Here is a 24,655-nt window from a genome sequence, read left to right as displayed (position 1 = left end):
GCCTCGTTACTCGATGACGACCAGCGGCTCGTCAAATTCTACCGGCTGACCACTTTCGACCAGGATCGCTTTCACAGTACCTGATTTGTCTGCTTCGATCTGGTTCATCATTTTCATGGCTTCAACGATGCACAGGGTATCGCCTACGTTGACTTTCTGACCCACTTCGATGAACGCCTTCGCGTCCGGGCTCGGGGTGCGGTAGAAAGTACCAACCATTGGGGAACGTACGATGTGACCACTGATTTCTGTTGCAGCCGCAGGTGCCGCTTCTGCTGCCACTGGTGCAACGGCTGCGGAGAGCGCAGGCTGCTGCACTGGCGCAGCGTAAGCTTGCTGCATTACCGGGAAGCTAGCGGCCGGGGCTGCACGGCTGATGCGTACAGACTCTTCGCCTTCAGAAATTTCCAGTTCGGAGATGCCTGATTCTTCAACCAGCTCGATCAGTTTTTTAATCTTACGAATATCCATGAGTGGGTTCCGTACTCTTGTTTAGTGTGATTGTGACAAGCGTTTTACCGCTGTCTGTAAAGCGTATGAATAGCCGTCTGCACCCAGCCCACAAATCACGCCAGCGGCGATATCTGACAGGTAGGAATGGTGGCGGAACGGCTCTCGGGCGTGCACGTTACTCAGGTGGATCTCGATAAACGGGATACTCACCGCGAGCAGTGCGTCGCGTATAGCAACACTGGTGTGCGTAAACGCGGCCGGATTGATCAGGATATAGTCCACAGTGTCTTTAGCCTGATGAATACGGTCGATGATTGCGTACTCCGCGTTTGACTGAAAATGGTCCAAATCCACATTCAGCGGGGCTGCTTCCGTACTCAGACGGTTAACAATTTCGCTCAATGTCAGCGTGCCGTACTTCTCTGGCTCACGGGTGCCGAGCATGTTCAGGTTCGGACCGTTCAATACTAAAATTTGGAATTTGTCAGCCATTGTGCCGCTATCTCCTGCGATTTTCGGGTAAAAAACAACATATACCCTCAAAGCGCAATTGTCACCCTTTCAGAGGCCTAAAACCCCTGTCCGGAAAACCGAAGTCGCACATTATAACGATTTCGTAGCATTTGGCAGCTAAATACTGGTCTTATCAGGGAAGATTATCAACCGCTATCCGAAAAAGATTCGCGGTTGATAAATAATCTGCGGGAAAACGCACAGTTTCGTGAACTATCGCAACCACTGGCGGAACTTCTTGTAACGCCACGCTAAAAGGGCCAGGGCCAGCAGGGCGTAGATGACCGGCTGAGGGGATAAAATCTTCACCGACCACAGGTAATGAATCGGGGCGAGGATCGCGACAAGATAGACGAAGTTGTGCAGCAGTTGCCAGCGTCGACCCAGTTTTCGCTGCGCATACTGCGTGGATGTCAGCGTCAGCGCCAGTAAAACCAGCCAGCTTACGATACCCAGCGTCAGATAGGGACGCGTCACCAGTTCGCTGCCAAGGAGTGCCTGGTTGTTAATGCCCAGTTCCAGCAGGGCGTAGCTGGTGAGATGCAGCGTCGCCCAGGCAAAACACCATAGCCCTAAAAGCCGACGGGTGCGTATCAATAATGGCTGTTTAGCGTAGCGCGCCAGCGGTGAGACGAGCAAGGTCGCCAGCAAAAATTTCAGAGCCATCCGACCCGTAAAATGCTGAATATCTTTCGCCGGATCGGCACTGAACTGTCCCTGGCTGGCTGCCCAGAAGAGCCAGATAAAGGGGAGCAATCCTGCTAAATGCAGGAGTACCTTCAGCCAGGTTATCTGCTTTGCCGTTAAACGCACTTAGAAGTTCTCCCGTAAATTCAGCCCACGGTAGAGGGATGCCACCTCATCCGCATAGCCGTTAAACAGCAGCGTTGGCTGGCGTTTTACATCCAGCGCGCCGCCGGAGCCGATAAAACGTTCCGTTGCCTGCGACCAGCGCGGATGGTCAACGTGCGGGTTAACGTTGGCAAAAAAACCATACTCGTCAGGCGCTGCCAGGTTCCAGGTGGTGGGGGGGCGTTCACGGGTGAGCTTAATGCTGACGATCGATTTGATGCCCTTGAAACCGTATTTCCACGGTACGGTCAGGCGAATGGGCGCCCCGTTTTGCGGCGGCAGCGCTTTGCCGTAAACCCCGACGGTGAGCAGCGTAAGCGGATGCATGGCTTCGTCGAGACGTAAACCTTCAACGTAGGGATACTCCAGCCCGCCGCCGATAAACCGATCCTTCTGGCCTGGCATCTCGTCCGGGGCGTAGCGCGTCTGGAAGGAAACATACTTCGCGTTGCTGGTGGGCTCAACCAGCGCCAGCAGTTTATGCAAAGGGAAACCTACCCACGGCACCACCATCGACCAGGCTTCCACACAGCGCATACGGTAAATGCGTTCTTCAAGTGGGAAGCGGGTGGTGAGGTCATGATGATCCAGCGTCAGCGGTTTTGCCACCTCGCCATCTATCTTCAGCGTCCAGGGATCGGTTTTCATGCTCCCGGCGTTGGCGGCAGGATCGGCCTTATCGAGACCAAACTCATAGAAGTTGTTATAGCCGGTGACTTTATCTTCCGGCGTCAGCGCCAGTTTATTCTGCCACTGCGCCGGTTTGGTGAAGTTAAGCGGTGCGCCGGAGGGGGCTTTCGGGCGATCGTTGCCCTTAAACCAGTCGAGCAGATCGGCATGGGCCGCAGGGGTGAGCGTCAGGGCGGTGGCGCTGATGCCAAGCATTTTCAGGATCTGGCGGCGCTGTAGCATAAAGACAGATTCAGACGTTACGTCGGCTTCCGTCAGTTTTCGGGTTTTCATGGCATCCTCCGTCAGGCGTTTTTCTAAGCATGACGGAGGAGGAGGGTTAGCGCGAATATGTCACGAAAATTTGAAGATTAGGCGATTTTAACCAGCGCACGACCGTGGAACTGATTGTCCATGATTTTATTGGCGAACTCTGGCGCCTGGCTCAGGGTAATCTCAGTGGCGCTCTGGTCAAAGAATGAGGCTGGCAGATCCTGCACCAGACGTTCCCAGGCCTCAGCTCGCCGCTCGGCTGGGGTCATGACCGAATCGACACCCTGAAGACGCACGTTACGCAGAATAAATGGCATCACCGTCGTCGGCAGGGCAAAACCACCCGCCAGTCCACAGGCCGCCACGCAGCCGCCGTAATTCATTTGCGCCAGCACCTTCGCCAGCACTTTGTCGCCGACGGTATCTACTGCGCCAGCCCAGACCTGTTTTTCCAGCGGGCGGGTCTCGGCGAATTCGTCGCGGCTCAGAATGCGGCTTGCGCCCAATTGACGTAGATAATCATGCGTACTTTCGCGGCCTGAGACGGCAGCGACCTGATACCCCAACTTGTGCAGCAGCGTGACGGCCGTGCTGCCCACGCCGCCGCTGGCGCCGGTGACGACAATTTCGCCAGAGTCAGGGCGGATCCCGGCCTCTTCCAGCGCCATCACGCACAGCATGGCGGTGAAACCTGCCGTGCCGATGATCATCGCCTTACGACCGTCCAGGCCTTTCGGCATCGGGACCAGCCAGTCACCTTTTACGCGCGCCTGCGCTGCCAGTCCGCCCCAGTGGTTTTCACCTACGCCCCAGCCGGTGAGCAGCACCTGCTGTCCGGCGTGAAAACGTGGATCTTCACTGGTATGTACGCGGCCTGCAAAGTCGATTCCTGGCACCATCGGGAAATTTCGGATGATTTTACCTTTTCCCGTAATGGCCAGCGCATCCTTATAGTTCAGGCTGGACCAGTCGATATCTACGGTCACGTCGCCCTCCGGCAGGCGGCTCTCCTCGATGGCTTGCACTGAGGCAACGGTTTTGCCGTCCTGCTGTTCTAAGATCAAAGCCTGCATACTGGGTCCTCACTAGGTTTGATGATGGGAAAATATGTTCTGATGACTATACTCGCTCAATGAAACGCAGTGCCGATTTAACGCAATAAATTGCCAGATACGCCAGGTTTGGTAGTATGCCGCATTTGAAATGCAAGTTAGTGCTCACTTGCACCCCCTTCAACCCACGGAGTAATCTCAAGGATGCGATTAACGACGAAGTTCTCAGCTTTTATCACCTTGCTGACGGGGCTGACCATATTTGTCACGCTAATCGGCTGCTCGCTGAGCTTTTACAATGCCATCCAGGATAAGCTGGTTAACCGGGTTGAATCGGTTGCATCGGTTATCGACACTCGCCTGATTGCAACCTCCTTCCCGGCGCTTTCGCGTGAGCTGGATGAGTTAATGGTGCCTGTGGATATCGTGCAGATCGACATTAAACAGGGGAAGCAGACCGTTTTCAGCCATACCCGCCAGGGCAGCTATCGTCCTGCCGGCACGGTAGATCAGTATCGGGACGTCACGGTTAATTCACTTAAACATCCGGGTATGACAATTCATCTAATGTACCAGGATCCGATGAGCAACTATTTACGCTCGCTTATGACCACCGCGCCCTTAACCATCGCCGTTGCCTTTATCGTACTGCTGATTTTCCTCGCCGTTCGCTGGCAGCGTCGTCAACTTTCCGGCCAGGAGCTGCTGGAAACACGCTCCGTGCGGATACTGAATGGCGAACGGGGTCCACAGGTGCGGGGATCGGTTTATGAATGGCCATCACGCACCAGTAGCGCCCTGGACGTGTTGCTCTCCGAAATCCAGTTTGCCAGCGATCAGCGTAGCCGTATGGACACGTTGATTCGCTCTTACGCCGCGCAGGATAACAAAACGGGCCTCAACAACCGTCTCTTCTTTGATAATCAGCTGGCTACGCTTCTTGATGACCCCGAAAAGGTGGGTACGCATGGCGTGGTAATGATGATTCGCCTGCCCGACTTCGATCTGCTCCGTGATACCTGGGGTCAGCGCGTGGCGGAAGAGAACCTCTTTACGCTGATTAACCTGCTGTCCACCTTTATTATGCGCTACCCCGGCGCGTTACTGGCACGCTACCACCGCAGCGATTTTGCCGTCTTGCTGCCGCATCGCACCTTAAAGGAGTCCGAGAGTATCGCCAGCCAGCTGCTGAAAGCCGTCGATGCGCTGCCCCAGAGCAAAATGCTCGACAGAGACGATATGGTGCATATGGGCATCTGTGCCTGGCGCGGCGGTCAGTCGACGGAGCAGGTGATGGAACATGCGGAAGCGGCCACGCGTAACGCCGTATTGCAGGGGGCGAACGGCTGGGCAGTCTATGATGATACGCTGCCGGAGAAAGGGCGTGGCAACGTGCGCTGGCGAACCCTGATTGAACAGATGCTGAGCCGGGGCGGACCGCGCATCTATCAAAAACCGGCGGTCATGAAGAATGGTCATGTTCATCATCGTGAGCTGATGTGCCGTATTTTTGATGGCACTGAAGAGGTTATCTCCGCGGAATATCTGCCCATGGTGTTGCAATTCGGATTGTCCGAAGAGTATGACCGTCAGCAAATCACCCGTCTCATTCCGTTTTTATCGTACTGGCCTGAAGAAAATCTGGCTTTACAGGTGACCGTCGAATCGCTGATCCGTCCGCGTTTCCAGCGCTGGTTACGTGACACGTTAATGCAATGCGAAAAATCGCAACGCAAACGCATTATTTTTGAACTTGCAGAGGCAGATGTAGGTCAACACATCAGCCGGTTGCGCCCGGTAGTGCGTTTAATCAATGCGCTTGGGGCTCGCGTGGCGGTAACCCAGGCGGGTTTGACGCTGGTGAGCACCCGCTGGATCAAAGAGCTGGATGTTGAATTATTGAAGCTGCATCCGGGTCTGGTAAGGAATATTGAAAAACGCACGGAAAACCAGCTGCTGGTACAAAGCCTGGTGGAAGCGTGCAAAGGAACGCAAACGCAAGTATTTGCCACAGGCGTACGTTCACGTAGTGAATGGCAGATGTTGACAGAGCGCGGCGTGACGGGCGGTCAGGGGGATTTTTTTGCCGCCTCTCAGCCGCTTGACACCAATGTGAAAAAATATTTGCAAAGATACTCTGTTTGACCTGCCGTTTACTTTGTTTTCACGTAGAATATCGCGCCTGTAGCTTTGAGTAAGACGAGCATAAAAGCCAGTGAACGACCTTTAGTGGGTTACAAGTGAAAGTGAGGGACGCTGCTGTTTACTCAGCCCTGAGGGATTCAGGGGATGAATTTGTAACAAAGGAAACGTGCTGCACTAATTTTCACCGTAGCAGACGATTTTTGCGCCTTGTCGCTGCTGCGTGTGGTTGGTAAAGTAAGCGGATTTTGTTTTCCGCCCCAGCTTTCAGGATTATCCCTTAGTATGTTGAAAAAATTTCGTGGCATGTTTTCCAATGACCTGTCCATTGACCTGGGTACCGCGAATACCCTTATTTATGTAAAAGGACAAGGCATCGTATTGAATGAGCCTTCCGTTGTGGCCATTCGTCAGGATCGTGCCGGCTCGCCAAAAAGCGTGGCCGCAGTAGGTCATGATGCGAAGCAGATGCTGGGCCGTACGCCGGGCAACATCGCCGCGATCCGCCCTATGAAAGACGGCGTTATTGCTGACTTCTTCGTGACCGAAAAAATGCTTCAGCACTTCATCAAGCAGGTTCACAGCAACAGCTTCATGCGCCCAAGCCCGCGCGTGCTGGTGTGTGTGCCGGTTGGCGCAACCCAGGTTGAACGCCGTGCGATCCGTGAATCCGCTCAGGGCGCCGGTGCGCGTGAAGTGTTCCTGATTGAAGAACCGATGGCTGCGGCAATTGGTGCGGGTCTGCCGGTTTCTGAGGCTACCGGTTCTATGGTGGTGGATATCGGTGGCGGTACCACTGAAGTGGCCGTTATCTCCCTGAACGGTGTGGTGTACTCCTCTTCCGTGCGTATCGGCGGCGACCGTTTCGACGAAGCCATCATCAATTACGTTCGCCGTAACTACGGCTCTCTGATCGGTGAAGCAACCGCAGAGCGCATCAAGCATGAAATCGGTTCTGCCTATCCGGGTGATGAAGTACGCGAGATCGAAGTTCGCGGTCGTAACCTGGCTGAAGGCGTGCCACGCGGATTCACCCTGAACTCCAACGAAATCCTGGAAGCGTTGCAGGAGCCGCTGACCGGCATAGTGAGCGCGGTGATGGTTGCGCTGGAACAGTGCCCGCCAGAGCTGGCTTCCGATATCTCCGAGCGCGGTATGGTTCTGACCGGTGGTGGTGCGCTGCTGCGTAACCTCGACCGCCTGTTAATGGAAGAGACAGGTATTCCTGTCGTAGTTGCAGAAGATCCACTGACTTGCGTCGCCCGTGGTGGTGGCAAGGCGCTGGAAATGATCGACATGCACGGCGGCGACTTGTTTAGCGAAGAGTAGTCGGGTGTGAGAGGGTAGCAATTCGCTACCCTTTCTCTCTGACGCGAGAATACGCATAGCCTATGAAGCCAATTTTTAGCCGTGGCCCGTCGCTACAGTTTCGCCTGATCCTGGCGGTTCTGGTTGCGCTCGGGGTCATTATTGCCGATAGCCGCCTCGGTACGTTCAGCCAGATCCGAACGTACATGGATACCGCCGTCAGTCCTTTCTACTTTATTTCAAATGGTCCCCGTGAACTGCTCGACTCCGTGTCGCAAACGCTCTCATCGCGTGACCAGCTCGAACTCGAAAACCGTGCGTTACGCCAGGAACTGCTGCTGAAAAATAGCGAGCTGCTGATGCTGGGGCAATATAAGCAGGAAAACGCCCGTCTGCGCGAACTGCTTGGCTCGCCGCTGCGCCAGGATGAACAGAAAATGGTCACCCAGGTGATCTCCACCGTAAACGATCCGTACAGCGATCAGGTGGTGATTGATAAAGGCAGCGTGAACGGCGTATACGAAGGTCAGCCTGTCATCAGCGATAAGGGCGTCGTGGGCCAGGTTGTGGCGGTTGCCAAACTGACCAGCCGCGTGTTGCTGATTTGCGATGCCACCCATGCACTGCCGATTCAGGTGCTGCGTAACGATATTCGCGTGATTGCCGCCGGTAATGGCTGCACGGACGATCTGCAACTGGAACACCTGCCTGCCAACACGGATATCCGCGTGGGCGACGTGCTGGTGACGTCCGGTCTGGGCGGTCGTTTCCCTGAGGGCTACCCGGTTGCGGTTGTCTCTTCCGTGAAGCTCGACACTCAGCGTGCCTACACCGTGATTCAGGCGCGTCCAACGGCCGGCTTGCAGCGTTTGCGCTACCTGTTGCTGCTGTGGGGCGCCGATCGTAACGGCGCTAACCCGATGACACCGGAAGATGTGCATCGCGTGGCCAACGAACGCCTGATGCAGATGATGCCGCAGGTGCTGCCTGCGCCGGATGCGATGGGTCCACCTGCACCCGTACCGGCTCCGGCGACGGGGTTAACGCAGCCGCTGCCGGATGCCCCCCCACCGCCGCAAGTCTCGGGTGGAGGGCAGTAGTGGCCAGTTATCGTAGCCAGGGGCGCTGGGTAATCTGGCTCTCATTCCTCGTTGCACTGTTGCTGCAAATTATGCCCTGGCCGGACGACATTCTTGTTTTCCGGCCAAACTGGGTATTGCTCATTTTGCTCTACTGGATCCTTGCCCTGCCGCACCGCGTAAATGTCGGCACAGGTTTTGTGATGGGTGCCATACTGGATCTTATCAGTGGCTCTACGCTTGGCGTCCGCGCCTTATCCATGAGCATTATTGCGTATCTCGTCGCACTCAAATTCCAGCTCTTTCGTAACCTTGCGCTCTGGCAACAGGCGCTGGTAGTGATGTTGTTGTCGCTCGCTGCGGATATCGTTGTTTTCTGGGCAGAGTTTTTAGTGATCAACGTCTCTTTCCGACCGGAAGTGTTCTGGAGTAGTGTAGTAAACGGTGTGCTCTGGCCGTGGCTGTTCCTGCTGATGCGTAAAATTCGCCAGCAGTTTGCCGTGCAATAAAAGGTTTCTATGACGTCTTTGTATCTTGCCTCCGGTTCTCCGCGTCGCCAGGAACTGCTCGCGCAGTTGGGTGTCTCCTTCGAACGCATCGTTACCGGTATCGAAGAAAAACGTGCTGAGGGTGAAAGCGCTCAGCAGTATGTCTCTCGTCTGGCGCGTGAAAAAGCGCAGGCGGGCGTGGCATGCGTGCCGCGTGACTTACCGGTGCTGGGTGCGGATACCATCGTTATTCTCAATGGTGAGGTGCTTGAGAAACCCCGCGACGCAGACCATGCGGCGCGGATGCTGCGTAATATGTCCGGACAAACCCATCAGGTGATGACGGCGGTAGCGCTGGCAGATAGCCAGTACGTTCTGGATTGCCTTGTGGTAACGGAAGTGACGTTCAGAGTCCTCACCGACGAGGAGATCGCCGGCTATATCGCCAGCGGTGAACCTATGGATAAAGCAGGTGCATACGGTATTCAAGGGTTGGGTGGCTGTTTTGTCAGGAAGATAAATGGCAGCTATCACGCCGTAGTCGGCTTACCGCTGGTGGAAACGTATGAGTTGCTGAGCAATTTTAACTCACTGCGTGAGGGAAGGGATAATTATGACGGCTGAATTGTTGGTAAACGTAACGCCATCGGAAACCCGTGTGGCCTACATTGATGGTGGCATTCTCCAGGAAATTCATATTGAGCGTGAAGCGCGACGCGGAATCGTAGGCAATATCTACAAAGGTCGTGTCAGTCGTGTCCTGCCGGGTATGCAGGCGGCTTTTGTAGATATTGGGCTCGATAAGGCGGCGTTTTTACATGCCTCCGATATCATGCCGCACACCGAATGTGTGGCAGGCGAAGAGCAAAAGCAATTTGCCGTGCGCGACATCTCTGAGCTGGTGCGTCAGGGCCAGGATCTGATGGTACAGGTGGTAAAAGATCCGCTTGGCACCAAAGGCGCGCGTCTGACCACCGACATCACCCTGCCTTCACGCTATCTGGTCTTTATGCCGGGGGCGTCGCACGTCGGCGTGTCACAGCGCATTGAGAGCGAAAGCGAGCGTGAGCGCCTGAAAAAGGTGGTCAGCGCCTACTGCGACGAGCAGGGCGGGTTTATTATCCGTACCGCGGCGGAAGGGATCAGCGAAGAAGATCTGGCCTCGGATGCGGCCTATCTGAAGCGCGTCTGGACCAAAGTGATGGAGCGTAAAAAACGCAACCAGACCCGCTACAGGCTGTACGGTGAGCTGGCGCTCGCTCAGCGCGTATTACGCGATTTCGCCGACGCCCAGCTTGACCGCATCCGCGTGGACTCCCGTCTGACGTACGAAGCCTTACTGGAGTTCACCGCCGAATACATCCCGGAAATGCCGGGTCTGCTGGAGCATTACACCGGACGCCAGCCAATATTTGACCTCTATGACGTTGAAAACGAAATCCAGCGTGCGCTGGAGCGTAAGGTTGAGCTGAAATCGGGTGGCTATCTGATCATCGATCAAACCGAAGCGATGACCACCGTCGACATCAACACCGGCGCGTTTGTCGGCCATCGCAACCTCGATGACACCATCTTCAACACCAACATAGAAGCGACGCAGGCCATCGCGCGTCAGCTTCGTCTGCGTAATCTGGGCGGCATTATCATCATCGACTTTATCGATATGAACAATGAAGATCACCGCCGTCGCGTGCTGCACTCACTGGAGCAGGCGCTGAGTAAGGATCGCGTGAAAACCAGCATCAATGGCTTCTCGCAGCTCGGTCTGGTGGAAATGACCCGGAAACGGACCCGCGAAAGCGTGGAACATGTCCTGTGTAATGAGTGTCCAACCTGCCATGGACGCGGAACGGTAAAGACGGTGGAGACGGTCTGCTACGAGATCATGCGTGAGATTGTCCGTGTCCATCATGCCTACGACTCAGACCGTTTTCTGGTCTATGCTTCCCCTGCGGTGGCGGAGGCCCTGAAAGGGGAAGAGTCGCACGCGCTGGCAGAAGTGGAAATCTTTGTCGGCAAACAGGTAAAAGTGCAAATTGAGCCGCTCTATAACCAGGAGCAGTTTGACGTCGTCATGATGTAAACGCAGTTCGCTGCGAGATTTAAGGCTGACAAGGAGAGACGCGTGAGGCGATTGCCGGGGATTTTACTGCTTACAGGGGCAACGCTGGTCGTGATTGTCGCGTTGCTCGTGAGCGGGCTGCGTCTCGCCTTGCCGCATCTGGACAGCTGGCGTCCGCAGATCCTGGCAAAAATCGAATCCGCCACCGGCCTGCCGGTGGACGTGAGTCATATCGAGGCAAGCTGGCAGAACTTTGGCCCGACGCTTGATGCGCGGGATATCAGCGCCAGCCTGAAAGATGGCGGCCACCTCGAAATCAAACGCGTCACCCTGGCGCTGGATGTCTGGCAAAGCCTGCTGCATCTGCGCTGGCAGTTTCGCGATCTCACCTTCTGGCAACTTCAGCTGATGACTAACACGCCGCTGCGAAGCGGCGACAGCGATCGGGGGCTGGAAACCAGCCGTATCAGCGATCTGTTCCTGCGGCAGTTCGATCATTTCGATCTGCGCGACAGCGAAGTGAGCTTTATTACTCTTTCCGGCCAGCGCGCTGAGCTGGCGATCCCACAGCTGACCTGGTTAAACGGGAAAGATCGCCACCGCGCCGAGGGGCAGGTGAATCTCTCCAGCCTGAACGGGCAGCACGGCGTTATGCAGGTGCGGATGGATCTGCGTGACGACAATGGCTTGCTGAACAACGGCAGGGTGTGGCTACAGGCGGACGACGTGGACGTGAAGCCGTGGCTCGGTGAGTGGCTACAGCAGAACATGCAGCTGGAGACCGCGCGCTTCAGCCTGGAAGGCTGGATGACCCTGACGAACGGGACGTTCGCCAGCGGCGATATCTGGCTTAAGCAGGGGGGCGCGAGCTGGAAAGGGGAAAACCATCAGCATCAACTTTCCGTCGATAACCTCACCGCACACGTGACGCAGGATAAAGGCGGCTGGCAGTTCGCTATACCGGATACGCGCATCTCCATGGATAACAAACCCTGGCCGCGCGGCGCGCTGACGCTGGCGTGGATGCCGGAGCAGGACGTCGGCGGGATAAACGGTAAACGCAGCGACGAGCTGCGTATCCGCGCCAGTAACCTGGATCTGACGGCGATCGAAGGGCTGCGTTCAATGGCCGCAAAACTCTCCCCGGAGCTGGGCGAAATCTGGCTGGCGACGCAGCCGAGCGGGCAAATAAACCGGCTGGCGCTGGATATTCCGCTCCAGGCTACGGAAAAGACGCGTTTTCAGGCGGCATGGAAAAATCTCGCATGGAAACAGTGGAAACTGCTGCCGGGTGCCGAGCACTTCAGCGGTAAACTGGAAGGAAGCGTGGAAAACGGCAGGCTGACGGCAGAAATGCAGGACGCGAAAATGCCGTACGAAACGGTCTTCCGTGCGCCACTGGAGATCGAAAAGGGAAATGCCATCCTCAACTGGCTGAAGAATGACAAAGGTTTTCAGCTCGATGGCCGCGATATCGATGTGAAAGCCAAAGCAGTACATGCCCGCGGTAATTTCCGTTATCTACAGCCTGAAGGCGATGAGCCGTGGTTGGGTATTCTGGCGGGCATCAGCACGGATGACGGTTCGCAGGCGTGGCGCTACTTCCCGGAAAACCTGATGGGGAAAGCGCTGGTGGACTATCTCAGCGGCGCTATTCAGGGCGGCCAGGCGGATAACGCCACGCTGGTCTACGGCGGCAACCCGCACCTGTTCCCGTATAAGCACAACGAAGGCCAGTTCCAGGTTCTGGTGCCTCTACGCAACGCCACCTATGCCTTCCAGCCGGACTGGCCGGCGCTGAAGAATCTGGATATTGAACTCAACTTCCTGAATGACGGCCTGTGGATGAAGACGGACAGCGTTGCGCTGGGCGGCGTAACGGCAAGCAACCTGACGGCAAACATCCCGGATTACTCCAAAGAGAAACTGCTGATTGATGCGGATATTAAGGGGCCAGGTAAAGTGGTTGGCCCGTACTTTGAAGATACGCCGCTGAATGACTCCCTGGCAGCCACCCTTCAGCAGTTGCAGTTAGATGGCGATGTGAATGCTCGCTTACATCTGGATATCCCGCTGGACGGTGAAATGACCACCGCCAAAGGCGACGTTAGCCTTAATAACAACAGCCTCTATATCAAGCCGCTGGACAGCACGCTGAAAAACCTCAGCGGTCAGTTCAGCTTTGTTAACGGCACGCTGAAAAGTGAGCCGCTGAAAGCGACCTGGTTCAATCAACCCGTCAATATCGATTTCTCCACCACCGAGGGCGATAAAGCCTACCAGGTGGCGGTCAATATGGACGCGAACTGGCAGCCGTCACGCATGGATGTTCTGCCGAAGCCGATTGAGAATGCGGTGGACGGCGCGGTGTCATGGAATGGCAAGGTCGCCATCGACCTGCCTTATCATGCCGGTGCGCGCTATAACGTCGACATTACGGGCGATCTGAAAAACCTCAGCAGCCAACTTCCCGCGCCGCTGAATAAGAAAAGCGGTGAAGCATTGCCCGTCAATGTTAAGGTTGCGGGCAACCTTAACAGCTTCGATTTAACCGGAAACGCTGGTGGAACAAACCACTTCAACAGCCGCTGGCTGCTTAACCGCAAGCTGACGCTGGACAGAGCGATCTGGACGACGGACAGCCGTACCACGCCGCCGCTGCCGGAGCAGGCGGGCGTTGAACTGAATCTCCCGCCGATGGATGGCGCAGAGTGGCTGGCACTGTTCCAGAAAGGTGTCGGGCAAAACGTCGACCAAACGGCGCAGTTCCCGCAGTCCATTACCTTGCGCACGCCTGCGCTGACGCTGGGCGGGCAGCAGTGGAACAACCTGAGTATTGTCTCCCGGCCGACGGTAAACGGCTCAAAGGTCGAGGCGCAGGGGCGTGAGATCAACGGTTCGTTGACCATGCGCGATCACGCGCCATGGCAGGCTGCTATCCGTTACCTCTATTACAATCCGACCTTTACGGCGTCTAAAGCAGAGTCGGCAAGCGCTTCTCCTGTCAGTGGCAGTGGGAGGTCGCGCGTGGATTTCAGCGGCTGGCCCGATCTCCAGTTGCGCTGTGCGGAATGCTGGCTGTGGGGGCAAAAATATGGCCGTATCGACGGTGATTTTGCTATTCAGGGCAATACGCTGAGCCTCTCTGGTGGGCTGGTGGATACCGGCTTTGGCCGCATGACTGCCGCTGGCGAATGGGTGAACAAACCGGGTGAACAGCGCACCTCGCTGAAAGGCGATATTAAAGGCAACAAGCTGGACGCCGCAGCTAACTTCTTCGGCATTAGCACGCCGCTTCGCGGATCGTCCTTCGATGTGAATTACGATCTGCACTGGCGCGCAGCGCCATGGACACCCGATGAAGCTTCGCTTAACGGCATCCTGAAAACCCACTTCGGTAAGGGTGAGATTGCCGATGTGAGCACGGGGCGCGCCGGGCAGATCCTGCGTCTGCTGAGTTTTGACGCGCTGCTGCGCAAGCTGCGCTTCGACTTTAGCGACACCTTCAGCGAAGGTTTCTACTACGATTCCATTCGCAGCACGGCGTGGATCAAAGACGGCGTTCTGCACACCGACGACACGCTGGTGGACGGCCTGGAAGCGGATATCGCGATGAAAGGGTCAGTGGATCTCGTGCGCCGCGAGCTGGATATGGAAGCCGTGGTGGCGCCGGAGATTTCCGCAAGCGTGGGCGTTGCGGCAGCCTTTGTGGTCAATCCGATCGTCGGGGCGGCGGTGTTTGCGGCCAGTAAAGTGCTGGGACCGCTCTGGAGCAAAGTCTCGATTCTGCGCTATCGCATCACCGGGCCGGTTGATAAACCACAGATTAATGAGGTGCTGCGCCAGCCGCGCAAAGAAGCACAGCAATGATTTGACGTGGGCAGGTAATTGCCTCACTCTCAATAAATACGATCTTTATACCGCCACGGGCGGCAACGAACGAGTAGCAATAGATGAGTCTGAACCTGGTAAGTGAACATTTGCTCGCAGCGAACGGCCTGAGCCATCAGGACCTGTTCTCCATTCTTGGTCAACTGACCGAACGCCGCCTCGACTACGGCGATCTCTATTTCCAGTCGAGCTATCACGAATCCTGGGTTTTAGAAGACAGCATCATTAAAGATGGCTCTTATAACATTGACCAGGGCGTCGGCGTGCGCGCCGTCAGCGGCGAAAAAACCGGTTTTGCCTATGCAGACCAGATAAGCCTGGCCGCGCTGGAGCAGAGCGCGCAGGCGGCGCGAACCATTGTGCGCGATACGGGCGACGGACGGGTGAAAACGCTGGGTGAAGTGCAGCACGCTGCGCTCTATACCAGCATCGACCCGCTGCAAAGCATGAGCCGCGAAGAGAAGCTGGACATCCTTCGTCGCGTGGACAAAGTGGCTCGCGCGGCGGATAAACGCGTGCAGGAAGTCTCTGCCAGCCTGACCGGTATTTATGAACTGATCCTGGTGGCGGCGACGGACGGTACCCTGGCGGCGGATGTTCGCCCGCTGGTGCGTCTCTCTGTCAGCGTGCAGGTTGAAGACGACGGCAAGCGCGAGCGCGGCTCCAGCGGTGGCGGCGGTCGTTTTGGTTATGACTGGTTCCTGGGTGATGTCGACGGCGAAGCCCGCGCGGATGCATGGGCAAAAGAAGCCGTGCGCATGGCGCTGGTCAACCTGTCTGCCGTGGCTGCACCCGCCGGTACGTTGCCGGTGGTACTGGGCGCAGGCTGGCCGGGCGTGCTGCTGCACGAAGCGGTCGGTCACGGCCTGGAAGGTGATTTCAACCGTCGCGGGACGTCCGTATTCAGCGGTCAGATGGGGCAGCTTGTCTCCTCCGAGCTGTGTACCGTGGTGGATGATGGCACCATGCTCGACCGTCGCGGCTCGATTTCTATCGACGATGAAGGTACGCCGGGTCAGTACAACGTGCTGATCGAAAACGGCGTACTGAAAGGCTACATGCAGGACAAGCTTAACGCGCGCCTGATGGGCGTTGCGCCGACGGGTAACGGCCGTCGTGAATCCTACGCACATCTGCCGATGCCGCGCATGACCAATACTTACATGCTGCCGGGCCAGTCCACGCCGCAGGAGATTATCGAATCCGTTGATTACGGTATCTTCGCGCCAAACTTTGGCGGCGGTCAGGTGGATATCACCTCCGGCAAATTTGTCTTCTCTACCTCAGAGGCGTATCTGATTGAGAAGGGCAAAGTGACCAAAGCGGTGAAGGGCGCAACCCTGATTGGCTCCGGCATTGAGGCCATGCAGCAGATTTCCATGGTCGGTAACGACCTGAAACTGGATAACGGCGTGGGCGTTTGCGGCAAAGAGGGCCAGAGCCTGCCTGTGGGCGTCGGTCAGCCTACGTTGAAAGTGGATAATCTGACGGTGGGCGGCACGGCCTGATCTTAGGATGCTTAAAAAAGGCGCTACAGATGTAGCGCCTTTTTTTAACGTAAGTTACCCAGCGGTATCTCTGGATCAGGCTCGTGAGTAATGCGGTTACGCAAGTCACGACGAATGATTTCGATCGACCAGAACCAGACCAGATGCCCCACGATCTCTGACACGTGTTCATACCACGGCAACTCAAGCAGCGGTGGCGTCAGACCCATCAGCGGGAAGGAGATCATATGCACAAAAAGCTGGGCTAACGCACCCGCCAGCAAACCCTGCCAGAGTTTAATTTTCGGAAAGACTTCCGCAACAACGCAATACCCCACAGCGAAGACGATTGAGAAAATAATATGGGTCACACCGACCCAGTTAAATATATGTCCGGCAAATGTATAAACGGCTGCGTTAGGATCAGCAACGCCCAGCCAGTCGCGTAAAAATACATAGGGAGGGTTTAAAAAATTGCGGGAGCAGTCAATCTGGCTTGCGGCTCTTATTAATTGCTCAGGTCCGCATGCGCCGGTGAATAAATCGGTGGGACTGCGTGGCGGAAGTGGCACTTCGGCTCCCCATTTGACAAAAGCGGAGACGATCCCTGCAATTAAACCGATGAACGCGGCGAGTCCATAGCGCCTGCGTGAAGGCGGTGTTTGTTCGAATATATTCATCTCTTTTCCTTGTTTAACGTCATCCTGCGAAATACATTTTATTATTCATATCAGCAACAAATTTATAACAGTCTGACGAACAGACTGCATATAAAGTAATAGGCTGGCGGCGTTAGTGTCAATTATCTATTCCTGATAGTGGCGAAGGAATATTCCTGAATGAACAAGGGATCCATCCTGGTTATATTCATCTGTCATTTACGTTCATGAATAAATTGATTATTCCTTTCTTCTGCCGCGCATCCCCTGAAACAGCTCCGCCACTTCGACAAAATACTCGGTCAGATAGTTAATACACACCTGTACTTTGAGAGGCAGTTTGTCCTTCTCGGTATACAGAGCGTAGACCGGACGTGGATCGGACTGGTAACGCGGGAAGAGGATCTCCAGTACGCCGCTGTTGATCTCATTGATCACCCACATCAGCGGCACGTAAGCGATCCCGGCCCCGGCGACCAGCCAGCGGGAGATGGTCATCGGATCGTTGGTGACGAAGCGGCCTTCAGGCAGCAGTTTAGTGGAAAGCCCTTCCGGCGCGATCAGTTCAAATTCGTTATCTGGCCGAACGCTGTATTCCAGCCACGAGTGGTTGCTCAGGTCGGCAGGTTTTTCCGGCACGCCATACTGTGCCAGATAGCTTTTCGAAGCGCAGACCACCATCGGCATGCTGCCCAGTCGACGCGAGAACAGGCTCGAGTCCTGCAACGCGCCAACGCGGATCACCACGTCTAACCCATCGGCAATCAGGTCCGGTGCCGGAATGCCCGTTACCAGATTAACGGTTAAACCGGGATACTCTTTCAGCATTTCCGCCGTCATGGCAGCGAGAACATTTTGTGCCATAGTTGAAGAACAACCGATACGCAGCGTGCCGATAGGCGTGTTGTTAAAGGCATAGAGCTGCTCGTGAACATCCTGCACCTCATGCAGCATTCGACGGCAGCCCTGATAGTAAATTTTACCCGCTTCCGTCAGCCCGATGCTGCGGGTGCTGCGGTTGAGCAGCTTCACCTGGAGCTCATCTTCCAGTTTTGACACTGTCTGGCTAATGGATGAGACGCTCATTTGTAGCTGACGTGCTGCGGCGGTAAAAGAGCCTTGCTCAACCACTTTCGCAAAGACGGACATGCGTTTTAGACGTTCCATTATTCACTCTGGCTTAAAAGTGATTTAGATCACATATGATAGATAACAGCATAACAGTTACGTTAATATATTATTAATTACATAACGGCTGCGCCACTCTCGCCCGGCAATTCTTGCTCTCCTGCGGCGGCGCGAGCTTAAAAATCCAGTAACCTGCACTCTCTTTAATCAAGGTCAACATGAGTCTGTTTCCCGTTATCGTGGTGTTCGGTTTGTCGTTCCCACCGATATTTTTCGAGCTTCTTTTATCACTGGCGATCTTCTGGCTGGTGCGCAAGGTGCTGGTCCCTACCGGGATTTATGATTTCGTCTGGCATCCTGCATTGTTCAATACCGCGCTGTATTGCTGCCTGTTCTATTTAATATCGCGCATGTTTGTCTGAGGTTGATGTGAAAACGCTAACAAGAAAAATCTCCCGCACTGCCATCACTATGGCGCTGGTCATCCTGGCGTTCATCGCTATTTTTCGCGCCTGGGTTTATTACACCGAATCCCCGTGGACGCGCGATGCGCGTTTCAGCGCGGAGGTGGTCGCGATAGCGCCCGATGTCGCCGGTCTCATTACGGCGGTCAACGTCCACGATAACCAACTGGTGAAAAAAGATCAGGTGCTGTTCACCATCGACCAGCCGCGCTATCAAAAAGCGCTGGAAGAAGCGGAAGCCGACGTGGCGTATTACAACGCGCTGGCCGCTGAAAAACGCCGTGAAGCAGGTCGCCGTAACAAGCTGGGCATCCAGGCTATGTCCCGGGAAGAGATTGACCAGTCTAATAACGTGCTGCAAACCGTGCTGCATCAGCTGGCAAAAGCGCAGGCGACGCGCGATCTGGCGAAGCTCGATCTGGAACGTACCGTTATCCGCGCGCCGTCCGATGGCTGGGTGACCAACCTCAACGTCTATGCGGGTGAGTTTATCACGCGCGGCTCAACTGCCGTGGCGCTGGTGAAACAGAACTCCTTCTACGTCCTCGCCTATATGGAAGAGACCAAGCTGGAAGGCGTGCGTCCGGGCTATCGCGCCGAAATCACGCCGCTCGGCAGCAACCGGGTCCTGAAGGGAACCGTGGACAGCGTGGCCGCGGGGGTGACCAACTCCAGCAGTACCAATGATACAAAAGGGATGGCGACCGTCGATTCTAACCTCGAGTGGGTTCGCCTGGCGCAGCGCGTACCGGTACGCATTCGTCTGGATGAGCAGCAGAGCAACCTCTGGCCCGCAGGCACCACCGCGACGGTGGTGATCACGGGTGAAAAAGACCGTGATGCCAGCCAGGATTCTATCTTCCGTCAAATCGCCCATCGCCTGCGCGAGTTTGGTTGATCGCTATGGGCATTTTTTCCATCGCCAGCCAGCACATCCGCTTCGCCGTGAAGCTGGCATGCGCCATTGTGCTGGCGCTGTTTGTTGGCTTCCATTTCCAGCTTGAAACGCCGCGCTGGGCCGTTCTGACCGCCGCGATCGTCGCCGCCGGTCCAGCCTTCGCGGCGGGTGGCGAACCTTACTCCGGGGCAATTCGCTATCGCGGGATGCTGCGTATTATCGGCACCTTTATCGGCTGTATCGCCGCCCTGACCATTATCATCCTGATGATCCGCACGCCGCTGCTGATGCTGATTGTGTGCTGTATCTGGGCGGGTTTTTGCACCTGGGTCTCTTCGCTGGTGAAGGTGGAGAACTCGTACGCCTGGGGCCTGGCGGGGTATACCGCGCTGATTATTATCATCACCATTCAGAGTGAACCGCTGCTTGCTCCGCAGTTCGCCGTCGAACGTTGTAGCGAGATTGTCATTGGTATCGTCTGCGCGATTGTCGCAGATCTGCTCTTCTCTCCGCGATCCATCAAGCAGGAAGTCGATCGTGAGCTGGACGCGCTGATTGTTGCTCAGTACCAGCTTATGCAGCTGTGCATTAAGCACGGCGACAGCGAAGAGGTCGACAAGGCCTGGAGCGCGCTGGTGCGCCGCACGCAGGCGCTGGAAGGGATGCGCAGTAATCTCAACATGGAGTCTTCCCGCTGGGAGCGGGCCAATCGTCGTCTGAAAGCGATCAATACCGTCTCGTTAACGCTGATCACCCAGGCGTGTGAAACCTACCTGATTCAGAACACCCGCCCCGAAGTGGTAACGGATACTTTCCGCGAACTGTTTGATGAGCCCGTGGAGACGGTGCAGGACGTGCATCGACAGCTTAAACGCATGCGTCGTGTGATTGCCTGGACAGGAGAACGGGATACGCCAGTCACCATTTATACCTGGGTTGGCGCCGCAACGCGCTACCTGCTCCTGAAACGCGGCGTGATTAGCAACACCAAAATCAGTGCGGCGGAAGAAGAGGTGTTACAGGGCGAAGTGGTGATCAAACCGGAGTCCGCCGAGCGCCACCATGCGATGGTTAACTTCTGGCGTACCACCCTGGCCTGTATACTCGGCACGCTGTTCTGGCTGTGGACCGGCTGGACGTCCGGCAGCGGCGCGATGGTGATGATTGCCGTCGTCACCGCGCTGGCGATGCGTCTGCCCAACCCGCGCATGGTCGCGATCGATTTTCTGTACGGCACCATTGCGGCGTTACCCATTGGTGCGCTCTACTTCCTGGTGATTATTCCCTCGACGCAGCAAAGCATGCTTTTGCTCTGCATCAGCCTGGCGGTGATGGCGTTCTTTATCGGGATTGAGGTACAAAAACGCCGTCTGGGATCGTTGGGTGCGCTGGCGAGCACGATTAACATCATCGTGCTGGATAACCCGATGACCTTCCATTTCAGCCAGTTCCTGGATAGCGCATTAGGTCAGCTGGTGGGCTGTTTCCTGGCGATGATGGTGATCCTGCTGGTGCGGGATAACTCTCAGGCGCGGACAGGGCGTGTGCTGCTGAATCAGTTTGTGTCGGCCGCAGTATCGTCATTGACTACCAACACCGCGCGGCGCAAGGAGAACCACCTGCCGGCGCTCTATCAGCAGCTGTTCCTGTTGCTGAATAAATTCCCGGGCGATGTCGCCCGCTTCCGCCTGGCGTTAACCATGATTATCGCGCACCAGCGTCTGCGGAACGCGCCAGTGCCGATCAACGATGATTTGTCCGCCTACCACCGCCAGCTACGGCGAACGGCGGACCATGTGATATCGGCATCGAGTGATGACAAACGTCGCCGCTACTTTAAGCAACTGCTGGAGGAACTGGATATCTACCAGGAGAAACTGCGGATCTGGGAAGCGCCGCCGCAGGTTACCGAGCCGGTAGAGCGGCTGGTGTTTATGCTGCACCGCTACCAGAATGCGCTGACAGACAGCTAACGAAGAGAAAACCGACGCCAAAAGCGTCGGTTTTTTTGTGGCTATACTTATTCTTGCAGGTTCAAACATTCAGGAAGGGAGGACACATGACAACCCAGGCTCTTCAGGACAGTATTCTTTTTCAGACCGGGTATCTGGTTAACGGTATCTGGAAAACACTCGACACCACGTTTGATGTGCTAAACCCGGCCACGGGCGAGGTGGTCGCGAAAGTGGCGAAAGCAGGGAAAGCCGAAACCGAAGAGGCCATTGCGGCCGCGACGAAGGCCTTTCCCGCATGGCGCGCAAAAACGGCAAAAGAGCGTTCCGCGATCCTCTATCGCTGGTATGAACTGATTATCGAGAACAAAAGCTGGCTCGGGCGGCTGATGACTACCGAGCAGGGCAAGCCGCTGAAAGAGGCTGAGGGTGAGGTGGACTACGCTGCCAGCTTCATTCAGTGGTTTGCCGAGCAGGCCAAGCGCGCCAACGGTGAAATCATTCCTCCGGTTAAACCCGGCTCCCGTATTCTGGCCACTCGTGAACCTGTCGGGGTGGTTGCTGCTATCACGCCATGGAATTTCCCGATGGCCATGCTCACCCGTAAGCTCGGCCCGGCGCTGGCAGCAGGATGTACCGGCGTCATCAAGCCTGCAAACAACACGCCGCTGAGCGCCTTTGCGCTGCTGACGCTGGCGAAGCAGGCCGGTGTGCCGGATGGTGTGCTGAATGCGGTCGCGGGGAGCACCTCAGAAATTAGTGACGCCATTATGGCCAGCCATGACGTGCGCAAAATCTCGTTTACCGGATCAACCGCCGTCGGGAAAACGCTGGTTCGCAATTCCGCAGAGACCATGAAAAAGGTATCGATGGAGCTGGGCGGTAATGCGCCATATATCGTTTTCGAGGACGCGGATATTGAGGCCGCCGTCAAAGGCGCGATCGCCAATAAGTTCCGTAACGCCGGGCAGGTCTGCGTCAGCGTAAACCGTTTCTATATTCAGGAGACGGTCTATGACAAGTTTGTCAATCAACTTGCCGATGCGGTGAAGGCGCTGAAGGTGGGTAACGGTCTGGACGAGGGCGTCGTTGTCGGCCCGCTGATTGAGCCTTCGGCTGTCGAAAAAGTCCGTGAGCACGTCGAAGATGCGGTAGCGAAGGGCGCCACGGTGCTGGCTGGGGGTAAACCGCACGAACTTGGCGGCAACTTCTGGATGCCAACCGTACTCGGTGACTGCCATGAAGGCATGAAGCTGGCAGAAGAGGAGACCTTTGGTCCCGTTGCCGCTTGCTTCCGCTTCACGTCGGAAGACGAAGTGGTTATGCGCGCTAACAATACGCCTTACGGGCTGGCAGCCTACTTTTATACCCAGAATCTCTCGCGCGTGTTCCGCGTCTCGCAGGCCATTGAGAGCGGCATGATCGGAATTAACGAATGTGCTGTCTCGACCGAACTGGGTCCGTTTGGGGGCGTAAAAGAGTCCGGGCTGGGCCGCGAAGGGTCCGTGCTGGGGCTGGAGGAGTTTCTGGAAGTCAAAACCCTGCATATCGGGGGATTATAATAGACAGGGCGGCATTTGCCGCCCGCCTGTACCGGGTGGCTGGCAATGAAAATTTATACCTTTGATTTTGACGAAATTGAGAGTCAGGAAGACTTCTATCGCGAGTTTATTCGGGCGTTCGACCTGGAGCGGGGCAGCGTAAGCAATCTTGATATGCTGTGGGATGTGGTTACCGGCGATCGTCTGCCGTTACCGCTGGAAATCGAATTTACCCATCTGCCTGAAAAACTACGCAGACGCTTTGGTGCATTGATTTTATTGTTTGATGAAGCGGAGGAGGAGCTGGAAGGGCAACTGCGTTTCAACGTGCGCCAGTGATAAAAAAGCCCCTGACCGGGAGGTCAGGGGCAAGTCGTATGATGAGATACGACGAGGGTTTATTTGTACAGTTCTGCGGTAGCGTGCCAGTGGTCGCCACTGCGCGCTTCGATGATGCGATAGGATGACGCACCCTGTTCTTCCGCTTTTTTGTTCAGCATTTCGTGCATGTCCATCGGAGACGTACCGATGGCGCCAACAGAAACAGTACCGATAGCCTGACGGGATTGTGCCTGTTCAGCATTAATGGTGTCGGCTGCAAACGCACCGAATGACAGGACTGACAGTACGCTCAGGGCAGCTACAGTGGTTTTAATTTTCATGAATATTTACCTCGTCAATTATTTTACTGGGGTCTTTGTTCTGTGACCCTCATCACAAAATCAAGTATACACTAATCACGCAAAAAATTAATACCAGACTAATGGTTTCGTCTGTTATTACGCGTTAAAAAATTCATTTTTTATAACGAGAATGCATAAAAAAGGGCAGCACAATGCGAGGTTTGTGGTTTTTTCTTGAATAAATCAAAGGGATAGGACAATTTGATTTTTAGTGCGATTTTGCGGCAGACCATTCACTGAATGAATGTTAACAGGCGGTAAAAAGCACTATTTGCAAAAGTAGCAGGCAGAGAAAAGCAGGGTAAAACGCGGTAAAAGCAGAATGATCCCCGCAGCCAGGCGCTACGGGGCAGACAATTACAGCTCCTGTTCGAACAGGACCAGAATCGCTTCGTAGAGGTCTTTCACCGAGAAACCATTTGCCGGGGTGGTAAAAATGGTGTCATCGCCGGCGATGGTCCCGAGGATCCCCTCTGCTTTACCCAGCGAGTCCAGCAGGCGGGCAATCAGCTGGGCTGCGCCCGGGCTGGTGTGGATCACGACCACGGCATCGTTATAGTCGATGTCCAGAACCAGGTTTTTCAGCGGGCTGGAGGTCGTTGGCACGCCAAGTTCAGCAGGCAGGCAATAAACCATTTCCATTTTGGCGTTGCGCGTACGCACCGCTCCAAACTTGGTTAACATGCGAGAGACCTTCGACTGGTTGATGTTGTCGAAGCCTTGTTCCTGCAACGCCTGAACAATTTCTCCCTGAGAACTGAATTTCTCTTCTTTGAGTAGCGCTTTAAACGCCTTTACTAATTCTTCTTGCTTAGACGAGCTTCGCATAAGTCACCCGGAATATGACGATAGAAACAACATTATTATGCATGTGGATGAATTTTTATGCAAATTATCTACCTGGCACCAGGCTGAAATAATGTTATGAAAGGGAGAGATTTTATCAGATTTCGTTATCGGAAAACATGCCTGGGTCACGCCGCGCAAATAAGCTTAAAAGTAAATTAAATGTTATCAAAATGATGTTGTTTTGGTGGCGTGGCAGGGTGTATTGTAACCCC

Annotated in this window: 22 protein-coding genes; 13 read left to right on the top strand and 9 right to left on the bottom strand. The window is 55.4% G+C overall.

Annotated elements, in window-relative coordinates:
• Positions 1-6 precede the first annotated feature (6 nt).
• From accB to SK50_RS22285, 5 genes are all read right to left on the bottom strand, one after another.
• Positions 7-471, bottom strand: a complete 465-nt coding sequence (gene accB / locus SK50_RS22305) for an acetyl-CoA carboxylase biotin carboxyl carrier protein (RefSeq protein WP_015572018.1) — start codon at positions 469-471, stop codon at positions 7-9.
• Positions 472-492: 21 nt separating this feature from the next.
• Positions 493-945 (bottom strand): type II 3-dehydroquinate dehydratase, encoded by a 453-nt coding sequence (gene aroQ / locus SK50_RS22300; RefSeq protein ID WP_015572017.1) that lies wholly within the window; start codon positions 943-945, stop codon positions 493-495.
• 234 nt (positions 946-1,179) lie between these two features.
• Positions 1,180-1,779 (bottom strand): protein-methionine-sulfoxide reductase heme-binding subunit MsrQ, encoded by a 600-nt coding sequence (gene msrQ / locus SK50_RS22295; RefSeq protein WP_045344051.1) that lies wholly within the window; start codon positions 1,777-1,779, stop codon positions 1,180-1,182.
• Complete coding sequence (msrP, locus tag SK50_RS22290; protein WP_015572016.1) at positions 1,780-2,781, bottom strand: protein-methionine-sulfoxide reductase catalytic subunit MsrP; 1,002 nt, start codon at positions 2,779-2,781, stop codon at positions 1,780-1,782.
• A 77-nt stretch (positions 2,782-2,858) separates the two neighbouring features.
• On the bottom strand, positions 2,859-3,833 hold the full coding sequence (locus tag SK50_RS22285) for an acrylyl-CoA reductase (NADPH) (RefSeq protein WP_015572015.1): 975 nt from the start codon (positions 3,831-3,833) through the stop codon (positions 2,859-2,861).
• 183 nt (positions 3,834-4,016) lie between these two features.
• On the opposite strand from SK50_RS22285, the gene csrD reads away from it, so the two are divergent.
• The 8 genes from csrD to tldD all read left to right on the top strand — a co-directional run bounded on the left by csrD (position 4,017) and on the right by tldD (position 16,290).
• Complete coding sequence (gene csrD, locus SK50_RS22280; RefSeq protein WP_032669091.1) at positions 4,017-5,957, top strand: RNase E specificity factor CsrD; 1,941 nt, start codon at positions 4,017-4,019, stop codon at positions 5,955-5,957.
• 282 nt (positions 5,958-6,239) lie between these two features.
• Positions 6,240-7,283: a rod shape-determining protein MreB gene (gene mreB / locus SK50_RS22275; RefSeq protein WP_000913396.1), complete on the top strand. Its 1,044-nt coding sequence runs from the start codon at positions 6,240-6,242 to the stop codon at positions 7,281-7,283.
• A 62-nt stretch (positions 7,284-7,345) separates the two neighbouring features.
• The gene (gene mreC, locus SK50_RS22270; protein WP_003860400.1) at positions 7,346-8,362 is read left to right on the top strand and encodes a rod shape-determining protein MreC; all 1,017 of its coding nucleotides are present in this window, start codon (positions 7,346-7,348) and stop codon (positions 8,360-8,362) included.
• A complete protein-coding gene (gene mreD, locus SK50_RS22265) occupies positions 8,362-8,850 on the top strand; it encodes a rod shape-determining protein MreD (protein ID WP_003860402.1) in 489 nt (162 codons plus the stop codon). Before mreC ends, mreD begins: the two co-directional genes overlap by 1 nt.
• Positions 8,851-8,859: 9 nt before the next feature.
• Positions 8,860-9,453, top strand: a complete 594-nt coding sequence (locus SK50_RS22260) for a Maf family protein (protein ID WP_003860403.1) — start codon at positions 8,860-8,862, stop codon at positions 9,451-9,453.
• A complete protein-coding gene (rng, locus tag SK50_RS22255; RefSeq protein ID WP_003860405.1) occupies positions 9,443-10,912 on the top strand; it encodes a ribonuclease G in 1,470 nt (489 codons plus the stop codon). Before SK50_RS22260 ends, rng begins: the two co-directional genes overlap by 11 nt.
• Positions 10,913-10,954: 42 nt before the next feature.
• Positions 10,955-14,761: an AsmA2 domain-containing protein YhdP gene (yhdP, locus tag SK50_RS22250; RefSeq protein ID WP_045344048.1), complete on the top strand. Its 3,807-nt coding sequence runs from the start codon at positions 10,955-10,957 to the stop codon at positions 14,759-14,761.
• 83 nt (positions 14,762-14,844) lie between these two features.
• Positions 14,845-16,290: a metalloprotease TldD gene (gene tldD / locus SK50_RS22245; RefSeq protein ID WP_045344046.1), complete on the top strand. Its 1,446-nt coding sequence runs from the start codon at positions 14,845-14,847 to the stop codon at positions 16,288-16,290.
• Between the two features lie 44 nt (positions 16,291-16,334).
• Here the strand turns inward: tldD and SK50_RS22240 are convergent, their stop codons facing one another.
• Positions 16,335-16,949 carry a YagU family protein gene (locus SK50_RS22240; RefSeq protein ID WP_017382711.1) on the bottom strand — a complete coding sequence of 205 codons (615 nt, stop codon included), beginning with the start codon at positions 16,947-16,949 and terminating at the stop codon, positions 16,335-16,337.
• Positions 16,950-17,168: 219 nt separating this feature from the next.
• The gene (gene aaeR / locus SK50_RS22235) at positions 17,169-18,095 is read right to left on the bottom strand and encodes an HTH-type transcriptional activator AaeR (RefSeq protein WP_017382712.1); all 927 of its coding nucleotides are present in this window, start codon (positions 18,093-18,095) and stop codon (positions 17,169-17,171) included.
• Between the two features lie 179 nt (positions 18,096-18,274).
• Here aaeR and aaeX point away from each other — a divergent pair, with 179 nt between their 5' ends.
• The 5 genes from aaeX (at position 18,275) to SK50_RS22210 (ending at position 23,250) form a co-directional block, all read left to right on the top strand.
• Complete coding sequence (aaeX, locus tag SK50_RS22230) at positions 18,275-18,478, top strand: p-hydroxybenzoic acid efflux pump operon protein AaeX (protein ID WP_003860416.1); 204 nt, start codon at positions 18,275-18,277, stop codon at positions 18,476-18,478.
• A 7-nt stretch (positions 18,479-18,485) separates the two neighbouring features.
• Positions 18,486-19,418, top strand: coding sequence for a p-hydroxybenzoic acid efflux pump subunit AaeA (gene aaeA / locus SK50_RS22225; RefSeq protein WP_017382713.1), 933 nt, complete (start codon positions 18,486-18,488; stop codon positions 19,416-19,418).
• A gap of 5 nt (positions 19,419-19,423) precedes the next feature.
• Positions 19,424-21,391: a p-hydroxybenzoic acid efflux pump subunit AaeB gene (aaeB, locus tag SK50_RS22220; RefSeq protein ID WP_015572008.1), complete on the top strand. Its 1,968-nt coding sequence runs from the start codon at positions 19,424-19,426 to the stop codon at positions 21,389-21,391.
• A gap of 86 nt (positions 21,392-21,477) precedes the next feature.
• Positions 21,478-22,932, top strand: a complete 1,455-nt coding sequence (locus SK50_RS22215) for an NAD-dependent succinate-semialdehyde dehydrogenase (RefSeq protein ID WP_022649558.1) — start codon at positions 21,478-21,480, stop codon at positions 22,930-22,932.
• A gap of 45 nt (positions 22,933-22,977) precedes the next feature.
• A complete protein-coding gene (locus SK50_RS22210) occupies positions 22,978-23,250 on the top strand; it encodes a barstar family protein (RefSeq protein WP_003860424.1) in 273 nt (90 codons plus the stop codon).
• A 59-nt stretch (positions 23,251-23,309) separates the two neighbouring features.
• Here SK50_RS22210 and yhcN read toward each other — a convergent pair whose 3' ends face one another.
• Both yhcN and argR read right to left on the bottom strand, forming a co-directional pair.
• On the bottom strand, positions 23,310-23,573 hold the full coding sequence (gene yhcN / locus SK50_RS22205; RefSeq protein WP_006812160.1) for a peroxide/acid stress response protein YhcN: 264 nt from the start codon (positions 23,571-23,573) through the stop codon (positions 23,310-23,312).
• A 378-nt stretch (positions 23,574-23,951) separates the two neighbouring features.
• Positions 23,952-24,422, bottom strand: a complete 471-nt coding sequence (argR, locus tag SK50_RS22200) for a transcriptional regulator ArgR (protein WP_003860428.1) — start codon at positions 24,420-24,422, stop codon at positions 23,952-23,954.
• Positions 24,423-24,655: the final 233 nt, after the last annotated feature.

Source organism: Enterobacter sp. BWH64 (assembly GCF_001037645.1).
Classification (GTDB): domain Bacteria; phylum Pseudomonadota; class Gammaproteobacteria; order Enterobacterales; family Enterobacteriaceae; genus Enterobacter; species Enterobacter hormaechei_C.
The sequence above is the reverse complement of the archived record's forward strand: the minus strand, read 5'-3'. Positions and strand labels throughout refer to the sequence as shown.

Bases quoted from the DNA above. Each gene is read 5' to 3' on its own strand.
- accB (WP_015572018.1), bottom strand. From the start codon at position 471: ATGGATATTCGTAAGATTAAAAAACTGATCGAGCTGGTTGAAGAATCA.
- aroQ (WP_015572017.1), bottom strand. From the start codon at position 945: ATGGCTGACAAATTCCAAATTTTAGTATTGAACGGTCCGAACCTGAAC.
- msrP (WP_015572016.1), bottom strand. From the start codon at position 2,781: ATGAAAACCCGAAAACTGACGGAAGCCGACGTAACGTCTGAATCTGTC.
- SK50_RS22285 (WP_015572015.1), bottom strand. From the start codon at position 3,833: ATGCAGGCTTTGATCTTAGAACAGCAGGACGGCAAAACCGTTGCCTCA.
- csrD (WP_032669091.1), top strand. From the start codon at position 4,017: ATGCGATTAACGACGAAGTTCTCAGCTTTTATCACCTTGCTGACGGGG.
- mreB (WP_000913396.1), top strand. From the start codon at position 6,240: ATGTTGAAAAAATTTCGTGGCATGTTTTCCAATGACCTGTCCATTGAC.
- mreC (WP_003860400.1), top strand. From the start codon at position 7,346: ATGAAGCCAATTTTTAGCCGTGGCCCGTCGCTACAGTTTCGCCTGATC.
- SK50_RS22260 (WP_003860403.1), top strand. From the start codon at position 8,860: ATGACGTCTTTGTATCTTGCCTCCGGTTCTCCGCGTCGCCAGGAACTG.
- rng (WP_003860405.1), top strand. From the start codon at position 9,443: ATGACGGCTGAATTGTTGGTAAACGTAACGCCATCGGAAACCCGTGTG.
- tldD (WP_045344046.1), top strand. From the start codon at position 14,845: ATGAGTCTGAACCTGGTAAGTGAACATTTGCTCGCAGCGAACGGCCTG.
- SK50_RS22240 (WP_017382711.1), bottom strand. From the start codon at position 16,949: ATGAATATATTCGAACAAACACCGCCTTCACGCAGGCGCTATGGACTC.
- aaeR (WP_017382712.1), bottom strand. From the start codon at position 18,095: ATGGAACGTCTAAAACGCATGTCCGTCTTTGCGAAAGTGGTTGAGCAA.
- aaeX (WP_003860416.1), top strand. From the start codon at position 18,275: ATGAGTCTGTTTCCCGTTATCGTGGTGTTCGGTTTGTCGTTCCCACCG.
- aaeB (WP_015572008.1), top strand. From the start codon at position 19,424: ATGGGCATTTTTTCCATCGCCAGCCAGCACATCCGCTTCGCCGTGAAG.
- SK50_RS22215 (WP_022649558.1), top strand. From the start codon at position 21,478: ATGACAACCCAGGCTCTTCAGGACAGTATTCTTTTTCAGACCGGGTAT.
- SK50_RS22210 (WP_003860424.1), top strand. From the start codon at position 22,978: ATGAAAATTTATACCTTTGATTTTGACGAAATTGAGAGTCAGGAAGAC.
- yhcN (WP_006812160.1), bottom strand. From the start codon at position 23,573: ATGAAAATTAAAACCACTGTAGCTGCCCTGAGCGTACTGTCAGTCCTG.
- argR (WP_003860428.1), bottom strand. From the start codon at position 24,422: ATGCGAAGCTCGTCTAAGCAAGAAGAATTAGTAAAGGCGTTTAAAGCG.